At 45.4% G+C, this 16,848-nt stretch carries 14 protein-coding genes, 1 tRNA gene and 3 pseudogenes; 8 read left to right on the top strand and 10 right to left on the bottom strand.

The features are described 5' to 3' along the window. The first annotated feature begins 122 nt into the window (after positions 1 to 122). Positions 123 to 959, top strand: coding sequence for a Cof-type HAD-IIB family hydrolase (locus tag SU60_RS09210; protein ID WP_041155271.1), 837 nt, complete (start codon positions 123 to 125; stop codon positions 957 to 959). A 69-nt stretch (positions 960 to 1,028) separates the two neighbouring features. Here SU60_RS09210 and SU60_RS09205 read toward each other — a convergent pair. Beyond that, positions 1,029 to 1,507: pseudogene (locus SU60_RS09205) on the bottom strand (EVE domain-containing protein). Between the two features lie 44 nt (positions 1,508 to 1,551). Here SU60_RS09205 and SU60_RS09200 point away from each other — a divergent pair. Then, complete coding sequence (locus tag SU60_RS09200) at positions 1,552 to 3,102, top strand: COG3650 family protein (RefSeq protein WP_041155270.1); 1,551 nt, start codon at positions 1,552 to 1,554, stop codon at positions 3,100 to 3,102. Beyond that, on the top strand, positions 3,102 to 3,701 hold the full coding sequence (locus tag SU60_RS09195) for a tRNA-uridine aminocarboxypropyltransferase (RefSeq protein ID WP_041155269.1): 600 nt from the start codon (positions 3,102 to 3,104) through the stop codon (positions 3,699 to 3,701). Before SU60_RS09200 ends, SU60_RS09195 begins: the two co-directional genes overlap by 1 nt. A 96-nt stretch (positions 3,702 to 3,797) precedes the next feature. On the opposite strand, the gene yigB is transcribed toward SU60_RS09195, so the two are convergent. From yigB to lptM, 6 genes and pseudogenes are all read right to left on the bottom strand, one after another. Beyond that, positions 3,798 to 4,514, bottom strand: coding sequence for a 5-amino-6-(5-phospho-D-ribitylamino)uracil phosphatase YigB (gene yigB, locus SU60_RS09190; protein WP_041155268.1), 717 nt, complete (start codon positions 4,512 to 4,514; stop codon positions 3,798 to 3,800). A gap of 8 nt (positions 4,515 to 4,522) precedes the next feature. Then, positions 4,523 to 5,460, bottom strand: a pseudogene (xerC, locus tag SU60_RS09185) (tyrosine recombinase XerC). Further along, positions 5,420 to 6,154: a DUF484 family protein gene (locus SU60_RS09180; RefSeq protein WP_128814651.1), complete on the bottom strand. Its 735-nt coding sequence runs from the start codon at positions 6,152 to 6,154 to the stop codon at positions 5,420 to 5,422. The pseudogene xerC and the gene SU60_RS09180 overlap by 41 nt, the downstream one beginning before the upstream one ends. Before the next feature lie 21 nt (positions 6,155 to 6,175). After that, positions 6,176 to 7,006, bottom strand: a complete 831-nt coding sequence (gene dapF, locus SU60_RS09175) for a diaminopimelate epimerase (protein ID WP_041155267.1) — start codon at positions 7,004 to 7,006, stop codon at positions 6,176 to 6,178. Positions 7,007 to 7,016: 10 nt separating this feature from the next. Beyond that, positions 7,017 to 8,270, bottom strand: coding sequence for a diaminopimelate decarboxylase (lysA, locus tag SU60_RS09170; protein ID WP_041155266.1), 1,254 nt, complete (start codon positions 8,268 to 8,270; stop codon positions 7,017 to 7,019). Between the two features lie 61 nt (positions 8,271 to 8,331). Continuing rightward, the gene (gene lptM / locus SU60_RS22905) at positions 8,332 to 8,448 is read right to left on the bottom strand and encodes an LPS translocon maturation chaperone LptM (protein WP_128814650.1); all 117 of its coding nucleotides are present in this window, start codon (positions 8,446 to 8,448) and stop codon (positions 8,332 to 8,334) included. Positions 8,449 to 8,522: 74 nt separating this feature from the next. Here lptM and cyaY point away from each other — a divergent pair, with 74 nt between their 5' ends. Beyond that, positions 8,523 to 8,837, top strand: coding sequence for an iron donor protein CyaY (gene cyaY, locus SU60_RS09165; protein WP_041155265.1), 315 nt, complete (start codon positions 8,523 to 8,525; stop codon positions 8,835 to 8,837). Positions 8,838 to 8,911: 74 nt separating this feature from the next. Here the strand turns inward: cyaY and SU60_RS09160 are convergent, their stop codons facing one another. Continuing rightward, positions 8,912 to 11,437, bottom strand: a complete 2,526-nt coding sequence (locus tag SU60_RS09160; RefSeq protein WP_041155264.1) for a class I adenylate cyclase — start codon at positions 11,435 to 11,437, stop codon at positions 8,912 to 8,914. A 345-nt stretch (positions 11,438 to 11,782) separates the two neighbouring features. Between SU60_RS09160 and hemC the strand changes: the two genes are divergently transcribed. Genes hemC through SU60_RS09140 form a run of 4 tightly spaced genes read left to right on the top strand, consistent with a single transcriptional unit; the run spans position 11,783 to position 15,940 of the window. Continuing rightward, positions 11,783 to 12,724 (top strand): hydroxymethylbilane synthase, encoded by a 942-nt coding sequence (hemC, locus tag SU60_RS09155; RefSeq protein ID WP_041155263.1) that lies wholly within the window; start codon positions 11,783 to 11,785, stop codon positions 12,722 to 12,724. Positions 12,725 to 12,726: 2 nt separating this feature from the next. Beyond that, a complete protein-coding gene (locus SU60_RS09150; RefSeq protein WP_041155262.1) occupies positions 12,727 to 13,455 on the top strand; it encodes a uroporphyrinogen-III synthase in 729 nt (242 codons plus the stop codon). Between the two features lie 17 nt (positions 13,456 to 13,472). Next, positions 13,473 to 14,756, top strand: coding sequence for a uroporphyrinogen-III C-methyltransferase (locus SU60_RS09145; RefSeq protein WP_041155261.1), 1,284 nt, complete (start codon positions 13,473 to 13,475; stop codon positions 14,754 to 14,756). Continuing rightward, positions 14,756 to 15,940, top strand: a complete 1,185-nt coding sequence (locus SU60_RS09140; RefSeq protein WP_041155260.1) for a heme biosynthesis protein HemY — start codon at positions 14,756 to 14,758, stop codon at positions 15,938 to 15,940. Before SU60_RS09145 ends, SU60_RS09140 begins: the two co-directional genes overlap by 1 nt. A gap of 73 nt (positions 15,941 to 16,013) precedes the next feature. Here SU60_RS09140 and SU60_RS09135 read toward each other — a convergent pair. Beyond that, a pseudogene (locus SU60_RS09135) lies at positions 16,014 to 16,578 on the bottom strand (DDE-type integrase/transposase/recombinase); the annotation flags it as partial. An 87-nt stretch (positions 16,579 to 16,665) separates the two neighbouring features. After that, a tRNA-Ser gene (locus tag SU60_RS09130) sits at positions 16,666 to 16,756 on the bottom strand. Between the last annotated feature and the right edge of the window lie 92 nt (positions 16,757 to 16,848).

Here is a 16,848-nt window from a genome sequence, read left to right as displayed (position 1 = left end):
ACGTACACTGGGTCGCACATTGGATATTGTTCATTACATTAGCTGTGGATTGAATAATCGAACTGCACAACTTCGAGTACAACCGACTCATTCCACCTATCCTAAACGTTGACGAGGACTACATGAGCACATCGTTACCTTGCAAAGAGATCACTAAAATCGTTGCCTCCGATCTAGACGGTACCTTACTTGCACCCGATCACAGGCTCAGCGCGTACTCGAAAATGACGCTGCGAACCCTTCACGAAATGGGCTATACCTTTGTCTTTGCGACGGGTCGTCACCATGTAGACGTTGCCAGTATCCGCCGCGAAGTGGGCATTCCCGCTTACATGATCACCTCAAATGGTGCACGCGTACACGATCAGGACGATCAACTCATGTACAGTGAGAACGTCCCGCAAGAGTTAGTACAGAGTGTGATCGACACGATCAAGCACGATCCTGAACTCCTCATTCATATCTATCAGAATGATGATTGGCTGTTGAATAGACCTGATGAAGCGCTACGTGACTTTCATGAGGAGTTCACCTATAAATTGTTTAATCCCGATCAAGCGCCGACCGATGGTATTGCGAAAATATTTTTCACTCATGAAGGTAAAGATCATGAGCGTCTAGTAGTGTTAGAAAACAAACTCCGTAAACAGTTTGGTGATAAGCTGAATATTGCCTTTTCGACACCGTGGTGTTTAGAAGTGATGAACGGAGAGGTCTCTAAAGGTCATGCTCTACAAGCTGTCGCAGAAACGCTCGGCCTAACTCTAGATAACTGTCTCGCCTTTGGTGATGGTATGAATGACGTAGAAATGTTGTCGATGGCAGGTAAAGGACTCGTCATGGGAACCGCACACGAAAAAGTGATGCAAGCACTGCCGCATAATGACGTGATAGGCAGTAATGCTGATGATGCAGTAGCGCGCTATCTGCAAAAGCACTTACTCCTAGATGAGCAATAATAGCCATCGTAATAAATACCACTAAAAGGGCTGCTATTATGCAGCCCTTGTTTCTCTCTATTTGAGCTGCTATCTATTTGTACGCTGACTCGGCAGTTTTTCTTTGTCAAGAATCGCGTCCCACTCTTGCTCCGCTACGGGCATAATGGATAAGCGATTTCCGCGTTTCACCAATGGCATCGCTCCAGTTCTGGCATCGATTTCATTACTGACAAGGGAATCACACGCTCGGTTTTACGCACAAACTCGACATCCACCATGACCCATCGCGGGTTGTCAGGGTCTGACTTGGGATCATAGTAATCACTTTCTGGGTCAAACTGAAAATGATCTGGGTACGCTTCCTTAATCACTTTTGCTATCCCGGCGACACCGACCTGTTTGCAGGAAGAGTGATAAATCAGCACCAAATCCCCCACTTTTACCTGATCACGCATCATATTGCGTGCCTGATAATTACGAACTCCCTCCCAACATGACACGTTTTGTATTCTCAATGTATCAATAGAAAAGGTATCGGGTTCAGTTTTAAATAACCAATATGCCATAATGCCTTCCGATGCCAATAAAGTATTAATGAGGAAGATATAACATGAAGGCTTTAAAAAACCCAGTGGCACTCGCGACTCTGCTGGTTCTGCAAGCATGTAGCAGTCAACCACCGCAATCGGGTGACGACAAACTCACCGCGCCAACCGCTTCACTGGACAAGCCAGACACAATTCAACCTCAGTCATTTATGCTCCGCGGCAAAGTGATCGTTGGCCCCAAAAGCCAATACATCATGCCATGTGGCAGCGATAAACAGTACTGGTTGCAGTTAACGCAGCAACAAGCCCAGCACGCCATCGCGCTAAGTCGTCAACCCTATCAAGCCATGTACGGGGAAATGATTGGCCACCTCAACACGCCAGGCATTGACGGCAGTTCTGCCGATTTTGACGCTAACTTTTCCGTCGAACAAATTAACTTCCTCAGCGCTGAAAACCCTAATCTGTGCTCTCAAGCCAATAAACCAACTCGAGTATTTGGTAACGAACCGTTTTGGTCTGCAAGCTTTATCGACGACTCACTCAACGTTCAACCAATGGGTCAACCAGTCCAAGCGCTCAAGATCCAAGGAGCTCAACTGCAACCTCGGCAACGTACCTACCAACTGAACGAGGGCTCTCTAACCATGGCAGAAAACCTCTGTTCAGACACGATGAGTGACTCACTGTATGGCTGGAAAGCAACGCTCAAACTTGATGACCAAACATATCAAGGCTGTGGGATGACGGCGAATGTTGACAACACTCTGAGCTGGGCTAATACCTATGTGGCCACCTCGACGCAATCACAGGGGTTCGAAGTGCAAATGACGTTGCGCCCCGATCACAGTGCAGAAACGAAATACAGTTACTCCGATGGACAACCCCCTTTAGTTGAACGCGGCTACTGGCAACAACTCAACCCATCGCAAGTTCAAGTCGTGATGACGCACCACCAGCAACAACGCTTGCTGTCTGAGCGGCTATTTACCCGTGAGGGAAACCAGCTCAAAGCCACCCAGGAAAAAGTCGGCAATCTCGTCTACCCAATCGCAGATGGCGGACTGGTACTGTATCCAACTACCGTGCGTGAGACAGGGTTGCAGCAACCTGCTGCCAAACGAACGAACAAGCCGATCGGCAGTGCTGATATACCGTCTAGCGCTGACTTCAACTCACAAGTCGATAGCGCCGTTCGCAATTACTTTTTCATTAATCAAACCGATCCGAGTAATAACCAGTACCGCTGGCTGACTTACGACTTAAATGATGACGGTCAACAAGAATTGCTGGTGCAGTTAGACTGGTGTGGCTCTGGCGGCTGTACCTTACTGATTTTTGAGAACTACGAACAAGCTTGGCGTTTCAATAGCCGAATTACTTTAGTTCAAAGCCCAATCATGCTTGGTCAACAGCTCTCTCACGGCTGGCGTGATCTCATTTTTAATGTCAGCGGTGGTAGAGCACAGTCCGCTAACCATGTGATGGAATACACGGGGGTCAGTTATCCAATCAATCCAAGCATGGCACCAACAGCCACCGCTGAACAAGTAAGTGGGGTACGCTTATTCTCTGACGGGATTAGCCCAGTACGTGATGGAGTACGCTTATAATGCCTTCGCTGTGCACTCACTGCGGTTTTCAATATCAGTGCATTTGCCCACTGCTGCCTCAGCTCAACAGTGAGCATGCTTTGATGCTACTTTTACACCCTAACGAACTCAAGCGTGATACCAACACTGGTAAACTGCTACAGAAATGCCGACTGAATGTCGAGCAAGCACTCTGGGATCGTAAACAGCCACCAGCAGAGTTGTTAGCTCGGCTCGCCGACCCTAGCCTATATCCGGTCATACTGTTTCCTCATCAAACAAGTCAGACACTGGAACAAGTCACAGAGAAAAGTAAGAGCCAACAGAGAAAACCACTGTTCATTATTTTGGATGCGACCTGGCAAGAAGCGCGCAAGATGATCAACAAAAGTCGTTGGTTAGAAGATATCCCAATGTTGGAACTCTCTGCTCAGGGTGACTCCCAATATCAACTGCGCCGCAACCAGCAGCAAGGCAACCTATGCACTTTTGAAGTGGCTGCACAACTATTAGGGCAATTAGGCGAAAAAGAGAATCAGCAGCTGATGCTCAGTTTTTTTGCTCGTTACTTACCGATATTTCATGCAGAGAAAAGCGGACATGGATTTGTTCAAAGGTAGATAAGGGAGGAAAAGTGCAGCACGCTGCACTTTTAATAAGGTTTCACGTGAAACTTTATTGAACCAAGTGAACTATTGAATGTGGAACCTTAAGCGTTACAAAAGATCCAACAGGGTCTGTAAAGAACGAATTTCAACATCAGGTAAGGTGCGTGTCTTCGGATGCTGATTCACGTTGATATTCACATCATTTAACCAACATGCCGCGTAGCCCGCTCTTTTCGCGCCATGGACATCCGTCAGCAAATGATCACCAACATGTAAAATGTTCTCGGCAGGTAAGTTTAAAAAACGTTGGGCCTTATCAAACATATCAACAGCCGGTTTCGCCAAACCATCAGGTCCCGCCTTCAGTACACACTGAAAATAAGGAGCTAGGCCGATTTTATCCACATCCACGTTGCCGTTGGTGATGGCAACCAATGGGACTTTGTTACCAAGCTGCATCAGTATATCCAGACTTTGTTGAGGAACTGCAAACCGATTACGCCAGTCTAGTGCAACGTTAACCCCCTGCTCTGCGGCCAATTGCGCCTGCTTTGAGTTATATCCCGCATCAAGAAAGCCTTGCTTTAGTTGGACCAGTCGCCACAGTGTGACATCACTTTTTAAATCTGGAGATTGTGTCACTACACGTCTTTTTACGGCGAGCCAATCCGTTTTTCCCATATGTGCAACTGCAGGATGGCTGACCTGCAGCCACGAGAGTAGCTCTCGCTCCATCCTCGCAATAATGGGGGCGTTATCATACAAAGTATCATCAAGGTCAAACGTCATCGCCTTTATCGGCGCAATGCTGCGGTAAAATATCATCTTTCGTGTCAGTCTCCGCGTTTCTTGCGTGCTCTTGGGTGCGCTTGATCGTAAGCTTGGGCTAAATGTTGGAAGTCCAAGTGAGTATATATTTGCGTCGTCGAAATATTTTCATGACCCAATAATTCTTGTACCGCTCGTAAGTTGTTACTCGATTCCAGCATATGTGTGGCAAATGAGTGACGTAATTTATGCGGACTAATATGGCTCGCAACCGACTGTTTTTGCCCCCACTCAGCCATGCGCTTTTGTACACTGCGATGAGAAATACGTGTACCTAGCTTGGAGACAAACAATGCAGATTCACCAGCATCAGCAAGACCACCACGTAATTTGAGCCATTTACCGACCCATTCCGTTGCCATTCCAGAAAACGGTACCTTGCGCTCTTTATCACCTTTACCAATGACACGAAGCTCACCGCTACGTAATTGAACATCACGCACATCAATGCTGACTAACTCGGCTAAGCGTAAGCCAGCGCCGTACATTAACTCCATCATTGCCCGATCACGCACAGCTAAGGGTCATCCTCATTCACCTCGAGTAGTTGATTAACTTCATCGACATCAAGGTTTTTAGGTAATGGACGCTTTTTACGAGGTGCCGATACCCCTTTCGCTGGATTGGCCGACATTTCTCCACGCAGGATCAGAAAATCGAAAAAGCTACGTAAAGACGATAAGCGAGTCGCAAGGCTGCTGGCTTTCATGCCTTCACGCATACCTTTACCCGCTAACTGGCGCACCCAGCCCGCATCTACCTGAGACCAATCTTTTAGGCCCATATCAACTAAATGTTGGGCCATGGTTTCGAGCTGTTGCTTATAATTACGCTGAGTGTGCAGGCTTAGCCCTTTTTCGCTTCTAAGAAACTCATAGAAACGTTCAAGGGGCTTTTGCAAACTACTTGGCAGTGGAATGCTGTGAGCAGGCGTTGTTGTCATCGTAAGATTGCCATACCAAGGTTTGAGCAAGATGCGCCACTACGAGTGATAAATGACGCAAAAATAAAGTATCCATTTCTGGCTGGAAATGGCCACCGTCTTCGCTAGAAAAAATCAGCGCACCAATGGTCTGCTGTTTTACTAATGGTAGCACCACATAAGACCCCATTTCTGGGACCGCTTGCCGCCCAAATAATGCTTCACGATCAACGTTACGTAAACGACCTAAATATGCGTCTTTCCCGTTGAGATGAGTCGCTGCAAACCGTTGATAGCTGTCTCGGTTGAGTTGTATCGATGCATCACATTGATCGAACAAGCGCACATAAGCCCGCAGACCTAAGTCCTGTGCTTTTTGCTCAATGGCTTGAATAACCTGTTTGAAGTCATGACATTTGAGGACCTGACCTTGCAGATCCATAAACTCATAAAAGGTGCGATCGTTGTTTGCAGCAAGAGACATCAGCGTCGTGATCTCTTCTTCAAGCTCTTCGATGCGCTGACGCTGACGGTTCATTTGGACATGCACTAACGACACTGCCCCTAATTCCGCATGAGGGAATGAGAGGCGATCGACTAACTCCGAACGCTCTACAAAAAAATCTGGATGATCTTTTAGGTACTCAGCGACGACTTCAGCGGTTAATGCATCAGCATTGACTTCAATAACTTCTTCTACTTGTACTTTAGACAAACTATTTCCTTTTTGCGTCTATTAGCACGATAACTGACCATCAAAAACATGCGTTGTTGGCCCTGTCATGAATAGTGGCTCACCCGGCCCCTTCCAGGAGATTTTTAGTTCACCACCAGGCAATGACACTTTGACATTCTCGTCCAGCAGTCCTTGTAGGATACCTACTGCGACGGCCCCACACGCACCACTACCACAAGCCTGTGTTTCCCCTGCGCCTCGTTCGTACACTCGTAAACGAATGTTGTTTCGATCAACAACCTGCATAAAGCCGGCATTGACACGCTCTGGGAAGCGCTCATGAGATTCAAGCAGCGGTCCTAATGTATCGACCTCTGCCGTATCGACATCATCGACAACCGTCACAACATGTGGATTACCCATACTCACCGCGCCACAAAAGAGTGTTTTGTCACCCGTACGCATGATGTAGGTTTTCTCTTTCTGCTTAGCTTTGAATGGAATCTTGTTGGGTTCAAACTCAGGCACACCCATATTGACTCTGACTTCACCATCTTCTTCAATGTTGAGGATCATCTTGCCTTTCTTGGTGCTCACACTGATGCTGTATTTGTTGGTTAGCCCTTTGAGCCTCACGAAACGTGCAAAGCAACGAGCGCCGTTACCACACTGCTCGACTTCACTGCCATCCGCATTAAAAATACGGTAGTGGAAGTCTGTTTCTGGGTCATACGGAGCTTCAACCACCAGCAACTGGTCAAAACCAACGCCGGTGTGACGATCCGCCAAACGACGAATCAAATCTTGAGAAAAAAACATGTTCTGGGTAATACAGTCTACGACCATAAAATCATTACCCAAACCGTGCATTTTAGAAAAATGGAAATGCATTTGTTGTGTGTTACTCCGGTAGAATCTGTTCCAGCTGCCACAAACTGGTCAGCTCTTCACGCTGGCGAACGAGATGGCTCTGGTCTCCATCGACCATCACTTCTGCCGCTCGGGTACGAGTATTGTAATTCGAAGACATCACAAAACCATAGGCGCCCGCGGAACGAACCGCGAGTAGATCACCTTCTTGCAACACAAGTGCACGATCTTTACCCAAGAAGTCACCCGTTTCACAAATAGGACCAACCAAATCATAACTCTGAGCTTCACCTTCTCGTGGCGAGACTGGCACAATTTCTTGCCAAGCTTGGTAAAGTGCAGGACGCATCAGATCGTTCATCGCAGCATCAATGATGGCGAAGTTTTTATGCTCAGTGTGCTTAAGGAATTCAACACGCGTTAGCAAGATACCTGCGTTTGCTGCAATGGCGCGTCCTGGTTCAAAAATCAACTCGAGATCTTTGTGATTATCAAGGCGGGCCAATAACGCTTTGGCATAGTCCGATGGTTGTGGCGGTTGCTCATCATGATACACCACACCCAAACCACCACCGACATCGATGTGGCGAATATGAATGCCTTGTGCTTTTAAATCATCAATCAGCGCCAATAAGCGATCTGTCGCATCAATGAACGGAGCGATACTGGTTAACTGAGACCCGATGTGACAATCGATACCTTGCACATTCAGATTCGGTAGACTTTGCGCAAACCGGTAAACTTCCGGTGCTCTATCAAATGCAATACCGAACTTATTATCACGTAAACCCGTTGAGATGTAAGGGTGTGTTTGAGCATCCACATCTGGATTAATACGCAATGAAATTGGAGCAATTACACCAAGTTCACCCGCGACTTTATTCAGGCGTTCTAACTCTGGCTCAGACTCAACGTTAAAGCACTTAATGCCAAGCTCCAGTGCTCGTTTCATTTCTGTTGGTGTTTTTCCTACCCCGGAAAAGACGATTTTTTTCGCATCGCCACCAGCGGCGATCACTCGTTCTAGCTCACCACCAGACACAATATCAAAGCCAGAACCTAAACGCGCTAATGCATTAAGTACACCAAGGTTTGAGTTCGCCTTCACCGCAAAACACACTAAGTGCGGGTGTTCGCCCACAGCATTGTCAAACGCCTTCCAGTGACGTTCTAGCGTGGCTCGAGAGTAAACATACAGAGGAGTGCCATATTGCTCTGCTAGAGTCTGAAGTGAGACATTTTCAGCCCAAAGCTGGCCATCGTCCTGATAGTTAAAGTAATCCAAAATTCGCTTCCCTTATTTTATTCGACTGCTAAACCGTAGTATCACCTTGAAGTGCGGCTATTTATTGTGATTGCTCATTTTGTTGAGCGTCATCTGGAATGTAGAGTGAACCGGACTGCCCACACCCAACGAGTGTAGCGGCTACCATCACAAACAACACAGTAAGTAATTTTTTCATTTGGCATATCGTGATTATTAATTCAATGCCCCCTATAATCGCACCACACTCAGGAAAAGCAATAGGACAGACGGATGAACGATACTGAATTTCATCAACTGGTGGATACACAAATGCAAATCATTGAAGAATCCATCGATGAATCAGGCGCTGACATTGATTATGAAGTGTCTGGGAATGTAATGACGTTAGAATTTGAAGACCGCAGCCAAATCATCATCAATCGCCAAGAACCAATGCATGAGATTTGGTTAGCATCAAAATCAGGCGGCTTTCACTTCAAACTTATCGAAGATAAATGGATCTGTTCAAAAACAGGGATAGAGCTGTTTGAAATGGTGAAACAGGAGTGTGAAAAACACGCTGGTGAAACCATCGATTGGGAATAAGGCCAGCCCAACCGCCAATAATAAAAAAGAGCACTAATTAATGTGCTCTTCTTTTTTATTTTTTCTTCTCAGTGTTACGCATTCACTGCTTTATGAGGACGATGAGGTGGACAATCGTTACGATAAGGAATGATGTAAGCGCTCCCTTCTTCTGGGTGAATGATTTGGTAATACTGTGGCAAATTAAAGTTGATAAACTGTGAGGCAACGCCATTGTCATCTTTTACTGAGGTGTAAAAACTATTGACCGAAGAGATCATCTCATCTTTTGAGCCACTGAACTGGTGATACACTTCCACCTGGTTTGACTCATCCAACACATAAATATTAAATCCGTTTTCGCTGTCTTCGAAAAAAAATTGCACCAAGCCTTCGCTCGCAAAACCATCGACCGCTTCAGGCATTTGGTATTCTTGCTCTCGATCCAGCATCAATAATGGTGAGCCTTTAAGCTTATTCGTTGAGATACTGCGATAAAAGTCGATCGAGTTTTCCAATTTCTGCACTGATACTCCGCGACGCTCGAAAAACAGGCCGTAGGTTTGATCGCCTAGACGCATCGCCTTAAAACGTCGGCGTTTTTCTTGTTCGACAGGCTTCAAACGTAACTCAATACATTCCGCTAGCAGCTGATATACCTTATTGCGCATCACACCACGCATGTTTTTCGCATAACAAAATACATCCACCGACTCAGGCGGGACCGCATCTTGGTGCATTTTGCCTAAAATGGTTTTCAGCGCATCCAGCATTGCTGTCTCGCCTTTGAAATGCAATGTGCGCACTTCATGCCATGAGTTTCGATAAACCAAATCGACGCTGCCGACTAAGTTCTTATGTTCAGGCCCAAAACTAAAAATATCGATATTCTTCACATCCACTTTCATCGATCTACCGGACAATTCCGAGGTAGGATCGCTTTCAAAGTTGATGAACATGGCCAGTTGGCTTATTTCACAAGGATTTGCCAACGCTTGCATGGATGGACGACGCTTACGTAAAGCAAACGTATTACGTAAATCACTCACCATTTGATAGAACTTATCAATGTCTAGGTCAGCTTCGCGTACCACAGCATGTAAATGAGTGGACTCGGTAATTAAACCGTTAAAGAAAGCCCATGAAACCAGCTTACTCAGGTATTCATGATGATCCAGATACGGTTGACCAAGTATGCGGTGTGCCTCGAGAGGCTGTTTATACAAATACCAACCGGGTTTATTCACGCCCCCTTTTTTCACTTCGATAAAACTCAAATCAGGTTCATGTAAATCCGGAGAAATTTGCGGGTTCAGTAGAGTAACTTTCCCCGGTAACACTTCAAACGCTGCATATAGTTTACGCGCAAGAATACTGATATCTTGCGGGCTGATAGCCGAAGTGATGTCGTTACGACGTGCGAACTGAATTAGATTACGGTAACTCTGCATCAACGCATCCAGTAATGCATGATGCACCACTTTGACCTGCTCGACTTTCCAGTTTCGACGATCATCAAGTTCAGCAACCACACGGATATCCCAGTTCCATTGCTCTATCATCTCGCTCAAAGCTTCACGACGCCAAGCCACAGAACCGACATCTGGCTCACGAGACAGTTTTTCATGCGTTTTCAGATAGAAGCAACGACGAACTAAATCTAGGCGTGTATGGTCTTGAATGCGCTCAAGGTAGCGAGTCACTTTTTCTAGCATCAAGTAATAAGCATCCATACCATAAAGATCTGGCTCATGAGCAAAAAAACGACGCTTTGTATCAATACTTAATAGCTGAGTATGAGGGTATTCCCAAGAGTAAGCTTCTAATAGAATCGCTTTTAGAACCGACTTATAAGGTGAATCAATACTCTTGTACAATTGCCACAAATTCGAGCCAAAATACTCTTCCGCTGGAATTCGGTTCAATTTGCCAAAGTCGATCCATTCATCACAGTTAATGTGACCATCGCGACAAAGTTGCGAAACGTACTCTTCGTAACACTCTTCCATTTCTGGTGGCACAATTTGCCATAAAAGGCGCTGACCAGCGATTCGGACCGCTGAACGATAAAACTCATCAAGTAGCAGCAGATGTTGAGAAGAGCCACAGTTATCACCTGTCATCTCTTCAGAATGATTGGTTTTGAAACGTTCTTCATCCATTAAGAAAAAGTTCGCTTCTACACCTTTGCTTTGCGCCCAATCCGTGATCAGCAGACATTTATTTATCAGTGATTCACGTTCGTTACTGCCCATTTCAGGCGAGACACACACCCAAATATCCAAATCACTGGACGTACTTTGACCGATAGAAGACGTACTACCCATGGTATACAAACCGAGAATTGCAGGTTGTTGCGCCGTTTTTAACGACTGACCAATCGTCAGTTGAGTGTCGTCAATAAATTGTTGCTGGATCGAATTCGGTGTAAAGCCTGACACGCCAAATGGTACGTCGGCATCATAGTAACCGGGTATAACGGGGTGGTTGTAGTTAAACAACGCGGGGATCAAGTGAAGAACTTGCTGGCTTTGCGAGTCCATAAGCGCCAGCGCGCGCTCAATACGCTGCCGGTTCAAATTGTCTAATCGCTGAATAATTTTTTGGGTGTAAACCTGCAAGGGTAATTCCTTGGTTGAACAGTCACGAATATCTGCTGAAGTTTTAAACCAAAACAGTCTAAAAACGTGATCAATTTAACACTTTTATTGTACTTGGTAAAGTTTACCACTTTTACATCAACCTGCGGCAAAAATATACATTTGTCACAAATTTGATAGCGAGACAGTGTCGCCCGTAACCGCAGTAACGAGTAATAGTCCTTAACTTAATTGAGAATCTAGTCACACTATTTTCAATGCGATATGAAATTTCATTCTTCGAATTCCTAGATAACTAACTAACAGTAAGAATTTTTTGGTGACAATGGTAGGATAAACTCAAATCCAAACAGCATTGAGAAGATCATGACACAATCAACACCTATTCGCATTGCAACTCGAAAAAGCCCTCTTGCTTTATGGCAAGCCCATTTTGTGAAAGACGCCCTGCAAGCTGCTCATCCAGGGTTGGAGGTCGAGTTAGTAACTATGGTGACCAAAGGTGACGTGATTTTAGATACCCCTTTAGCCAAAGTTGGTGGTAAAGGGTTATTCGTTAAAGAGTTGGAAGTCGCAATGTTAGAAGGTCGCGCAGATTTAGCCGTACATTCGATGAAAGATGTTCCTGTTGACTTCCCTGAAGGATTGGGGCTTGTAACTATTTGCGAGCGTGAAGATCCTCGCGATGCGTTTGTTTCGAACCATTACTCGGATATTGACGCACTACCTGAAGGTGCAGTGGTCGGTACATGTAGCCTACGCCGCCAATGCCAACTAAAAGAATATCGCCCAGATCTCATCATTAAAGAACTGCGTGGTAACGTAGGAACACGCCTCGGTAAACTCGATGCAGGTGAATACGATGCCATTATTCTAGCCGCTGCTGGCTTAAAGAGACTGAAACTGGAAGAGCGAATTCAGAGCATTATCGAGCCAGAGCAGTCACTCCCAGCCGTTGGGCAAGGAGCAGTTGGTATTGAATGCCGCCTTGACGATGATAGGCTCCTAAAACTTCTTGAACCATTAAATCACCAGAATACAGTAGACCGCGTACTGTGTGAGCGAGCAATGAACCTCACACTAGAGGGAGGCTGCCAAGTACCTATTGGCAGTTATGCCCTGCTGGATGGCGATGAAGTTTGGCTACGCGCGTTAGTTGGTGAGCCTGATGGTAGCCATATTGTTCGGGGTGAAATACGCGGTGCTCGAGAAGATGGCGAAGCGCTAGGCGTCAAATTAGCAAATGAACTGCTAAATAAGGGCGCGCGGGACATCCTCACCAAACTGTATGCCGAAGAACACGAATAATCATGACAGTGTTGGTCACTCGGCCTGGAGAACAAGGCTTAGCGCTTTGTTCTTTGCTTGAACAACACGGTATCTCCGCATACCACCACCCTCTAATAGATATTGTTGCGGATCTCACTGACGCAGCATTGAGGAATCATATTGATGATGTTCAGATCATTATTGCTGTGAGTCGACATGCGGTGCAATGTGCACAGCAAATTCTGATTAACAATGAGAAATCATGGCCTAAACAAGCCATTTACCTTGCCGTTGGTCAAAAAACAGCACACTATTTAAGCAAACACTCTCAACAGAAAGTACACTATCCGCGAATCAGTGATAGTGAACATTTATTGCGACTTCCACAGCTAAGCAATGTTGAACATCAACATATTCTCATCTTGCGCGGCAATGGAGGAAGAGAGTTGATTAAAGAAGCACTAGTTAAACGTGGCGCAAAAGTCCACTATAGTGAGACATATAAGCGAGAATTCATCCCATTCGATCCATTACGCTGTGTTTCACTATGGAAGACGCAAAAAATTGATCAGGTCATCGTCACCAGTGGTGAGCAACTGAATTATTTGTGCAACCAATTGACATCCGAGCAGTTGAGTTGGCTTAATAAGCAAGAATTGTTTGTTCCCAGTCAGCGCATTGCTGATCTCGCAATTCAACGGGGGTTCACTCGGGTGAGATGCACAGGAAGCGCATCCAACCAGGAATTACTGGCTGCTCTCCAGCCCTAGTTACACAGGACATAGGCATGACAAATAAAAATAACGACCAAAAGAATAACGATAAAAACCTTACCGAGGACACTTCATCGGTATCGCAAGCTGATGATAAAGAGACGCCTAAGAAGCAACCTGAGTCTAAAGCAGAATCTAAAGCGACGGCAGAGACAACCTCTTCTGAACCGAACAAGCCTAACGATGACGCTCCTTTAGCAAGCAGCGAAAAGCCGTCAGAAAAAACCAAACCCGCGGAACCTGTTCAGCAACCGTTTGAAGAGAAACAAGGTAAACGAGGCGTTAAGCTCGGCACAGCCGCTATTATTCTCTCTGTCATTTTTGGCGGCGGTTTAGCCTATAAACTCCATGAGCAGCAAAGCCAATATCAAGCCCAAATTACCCAGCTTCAAAGTCAGCTAGAACAAGCTCAAACTTCAATGAAGCAGCAACTCAATCAAGTAAAAGAAGAAACCATCGCAAAAGCGACGACGGTCACCCATAAAGCTGAGGTCGTTTTAGGTCAGCAACAGAAAAGCATCGAAAGTCTCCAACTTGCCGTTGCTGACATAAAAGGTCGCCGCCCGAATGACTGGCTACTTGCAGAAGCGGATTATTTAGTAAAACTTGCTGGTCGTAAGTTATTCCTGGAGCACGATGTCGAAAGCGCCACGCAATTGATGGAAACAGCAGACCAACGCATAGCGGCACTCAATGACCCTAGTTTGGTCAATCTACGCAAATCAATGGCAAATGACATCACAAAACTGCGAACCGTTCCTTTAGTGGATCGTGATGGTTTGGTATTGCGTCTAACCGCTCTACAGCAGCAGGTCGACACACTGCCATTAGCCAATGCCATACTTCCAGAAGCTCAAGCGGTTACAGAGCAAGAAGTTTCTGAAGACATCGCCAACTGGCAAGATAATCTGATGACGTCGCTCAAGGACTTCTCTGAAAACTTCATCACCTTCCGTACTCGTGATGGTAATGTCATCCCACTACTTTCACCGCAGCAACATTTTTATCTCAAAGAGAACATCAAAGCCAAACTAGAAACAGCGATCAAAGCGGTTTATGACGAACAAGGTGAGATTTATACCACAGCACTCACAACGGCTGACAAGTGGGCACTTGCATTCTTTAATCAAGATAACAATTCGGTTAAAGAGTTCAATAAAACCATCAACCAACTGAGTCAACAAAACATCCAGGTAGATTACCCTACGAAGCTGGAGAGCCAGTCAAAGCTCTCTGATGTCATTCGTGTACGCATACGTCGTGAAGTAACGACAATGACAGGTACGGAGGATAAGTAATGTTTCGTCTTATTTTCCTATTTGCCGTTTTAGGTTTGGGCTTATTTGTAGGCACGCAATTTTCAGGTCAGCAAGGCTATGTACTCATCTCGATAGCAAATAAAACCATCGAAATGAGTGTGACGACTCTGGTCATCTTCGTTATCGCGGCACTCGCAGCCTTGTTCCTATTAGAGTTTGTAATTAAGAAAGTTATTTATACAAGCTCTGCTACTTGGAATTACTTCAGTGTGCGCAAAATGCGCCGCTCTCGCCGATATACCAATGAAGGCATCATTAAGCTACTGGAAGGTGACTGGAAAGGCGCAGAGAAAAAAGTAACACGTTGGGCCAACCACCACGATATGCCTCTCCTGTGTTATTTGGTTGCATCAGAAGCCGCGCAAGGGCAAGGTGACAAACAGAAGCGGGATCAGTACCTAGCTCTAGCAGGCCAACAAGAAAACGCCCACCTTGCCGTCGAGCTTACGCGCGCAAAACAGTTAGTTAGAGATAACGACTTCGAAGCCGCCCTTAACACCTTGCAGTCGTTAAAAGGACAGTACGCCAATAACTCTATTGTACTCAATCTGTTAAAAACAACTTATCTTCAACTTAAGCTGTGGCAACCGTTGCTTGATCTAGTGCCCCAATTGAACAAAGCAAAGTTGATATCAGAAGACGAGCAAGCAGAGCTAGTACAAACAGCCCAATGTGGTTTGTTACATGATGTCGCACAAAAGCAAGGCAGTGAGGGTTTGATCGCTCATTGGAATGGATTGTCGCGCAAAGTGAAACAGGAACCCCATTTGATTGCTTGTTTTGCTCGTGAGTTGATTGCACGAAAAGCAGACTCGGAAGCGTTTACCATTCTGAAGGAATCATTGAAAAAGACCCCAACACCAGAACTTTATCAATTGCTACCTGATCTTAACCTGCCAGATATACATCCAGCAGTGGTCTTCTTGGAAGGTGTTGTTAAGAAAGAGCCAGAAAATGCCGCGGCTCACAGTGCTCTGGCAAACTATTACTTCCGCCAAGAAAAATGGTCTGAAGCCCAACAGCACTTTGAAGTGGCTTTAAAGCTTCGTAAAGACGTTTCTGACTACGCATTCTTAGCAGACACACTCGAGAAGCAGAACTTAACCAAAGCAGCGCATGAAGTCTCTCGTAAAGCGTTAACGCTGGTTCAAGATGACGATTAAACCTTAACCACCATTCAGTAATTCAAAAGCCGACCGCACATGCTGTCGGCTTTTATTTTATTTCTACCTTTTGATGGATACACGAGCAACCATACCGACGTGTTCTTATCGCCATATCTAAAGCCTTTACAACATCCGTCGCTTTCATTTCATTGCTAAGCTCATAGCCCATAATCTTCCGACTAAAGGCGTCAGTAACTAACGAGAGAGAATGCACTCCTTCATCAGATTGGACATAGGTTATGTCGCTCACCAACACATATTCAGGATGACAATACTTTTTTCTGAGGCTAGTCCCGTGCTCAGCATCAAGAATATCAACGACTTCATTTAAACATGAGATTTTTCAATCGTTCATCTTCCAACTCTTTTTCAAGTCGCTTAATTTTTTGAGCTAGAGATTCATTTGGTTTCGTTGTTTTATGCATGGCGTTCTTCCTTGGATTTTGCGTCCAATCCATTTTTCCGTACTTTCTTAGCCAGGTTAAAACCGTTGAACGACCTTGAATGCCATAGGTAGCTTAGGCTTGTTTATACGTCATGTCGCCTTTTTCAACAGCATCGACAACCTGTAATTTAAAGCCTAGTGTGTAATCACGCTGAGTGCGTTTAACGTAGAGATTATGTGAAGTAGTCATAATTCGTCCTCAATGTGTAAACACATTTCAGGACGAGACACAGAAATGACAAAAGCCCGTTGATAAATCAACGGGCTTTCTTAATGGTGGCGGAGAGATAGGGATTTGAACCCTAGATACGCTATTAACGTATGCCGGTTTTCAAGACCGGTGCTTTCAACCACTCAGCCATCTCTCCACAAATTGTTACTAAAATTTAGTCTTACATATAGATGCTAATTTTTAGTTTTGGCTTTCACCTTTTTAAAGGTGAAGACCTAATTTAAAGCC

The organism is Vibrio mytili, from assembly GCF_000830505.1.
Lineage (GTDB): Bacteria > Pseudomonadota > Gammaproteobacteria > Enterobacterales > Vibrionaceae > Vibrio > Vibrio mytili.
Note: the sequence above shows the minus strand (reverse complement) of the source record. Positions and strands in the feature narration are given on the sequence as shown.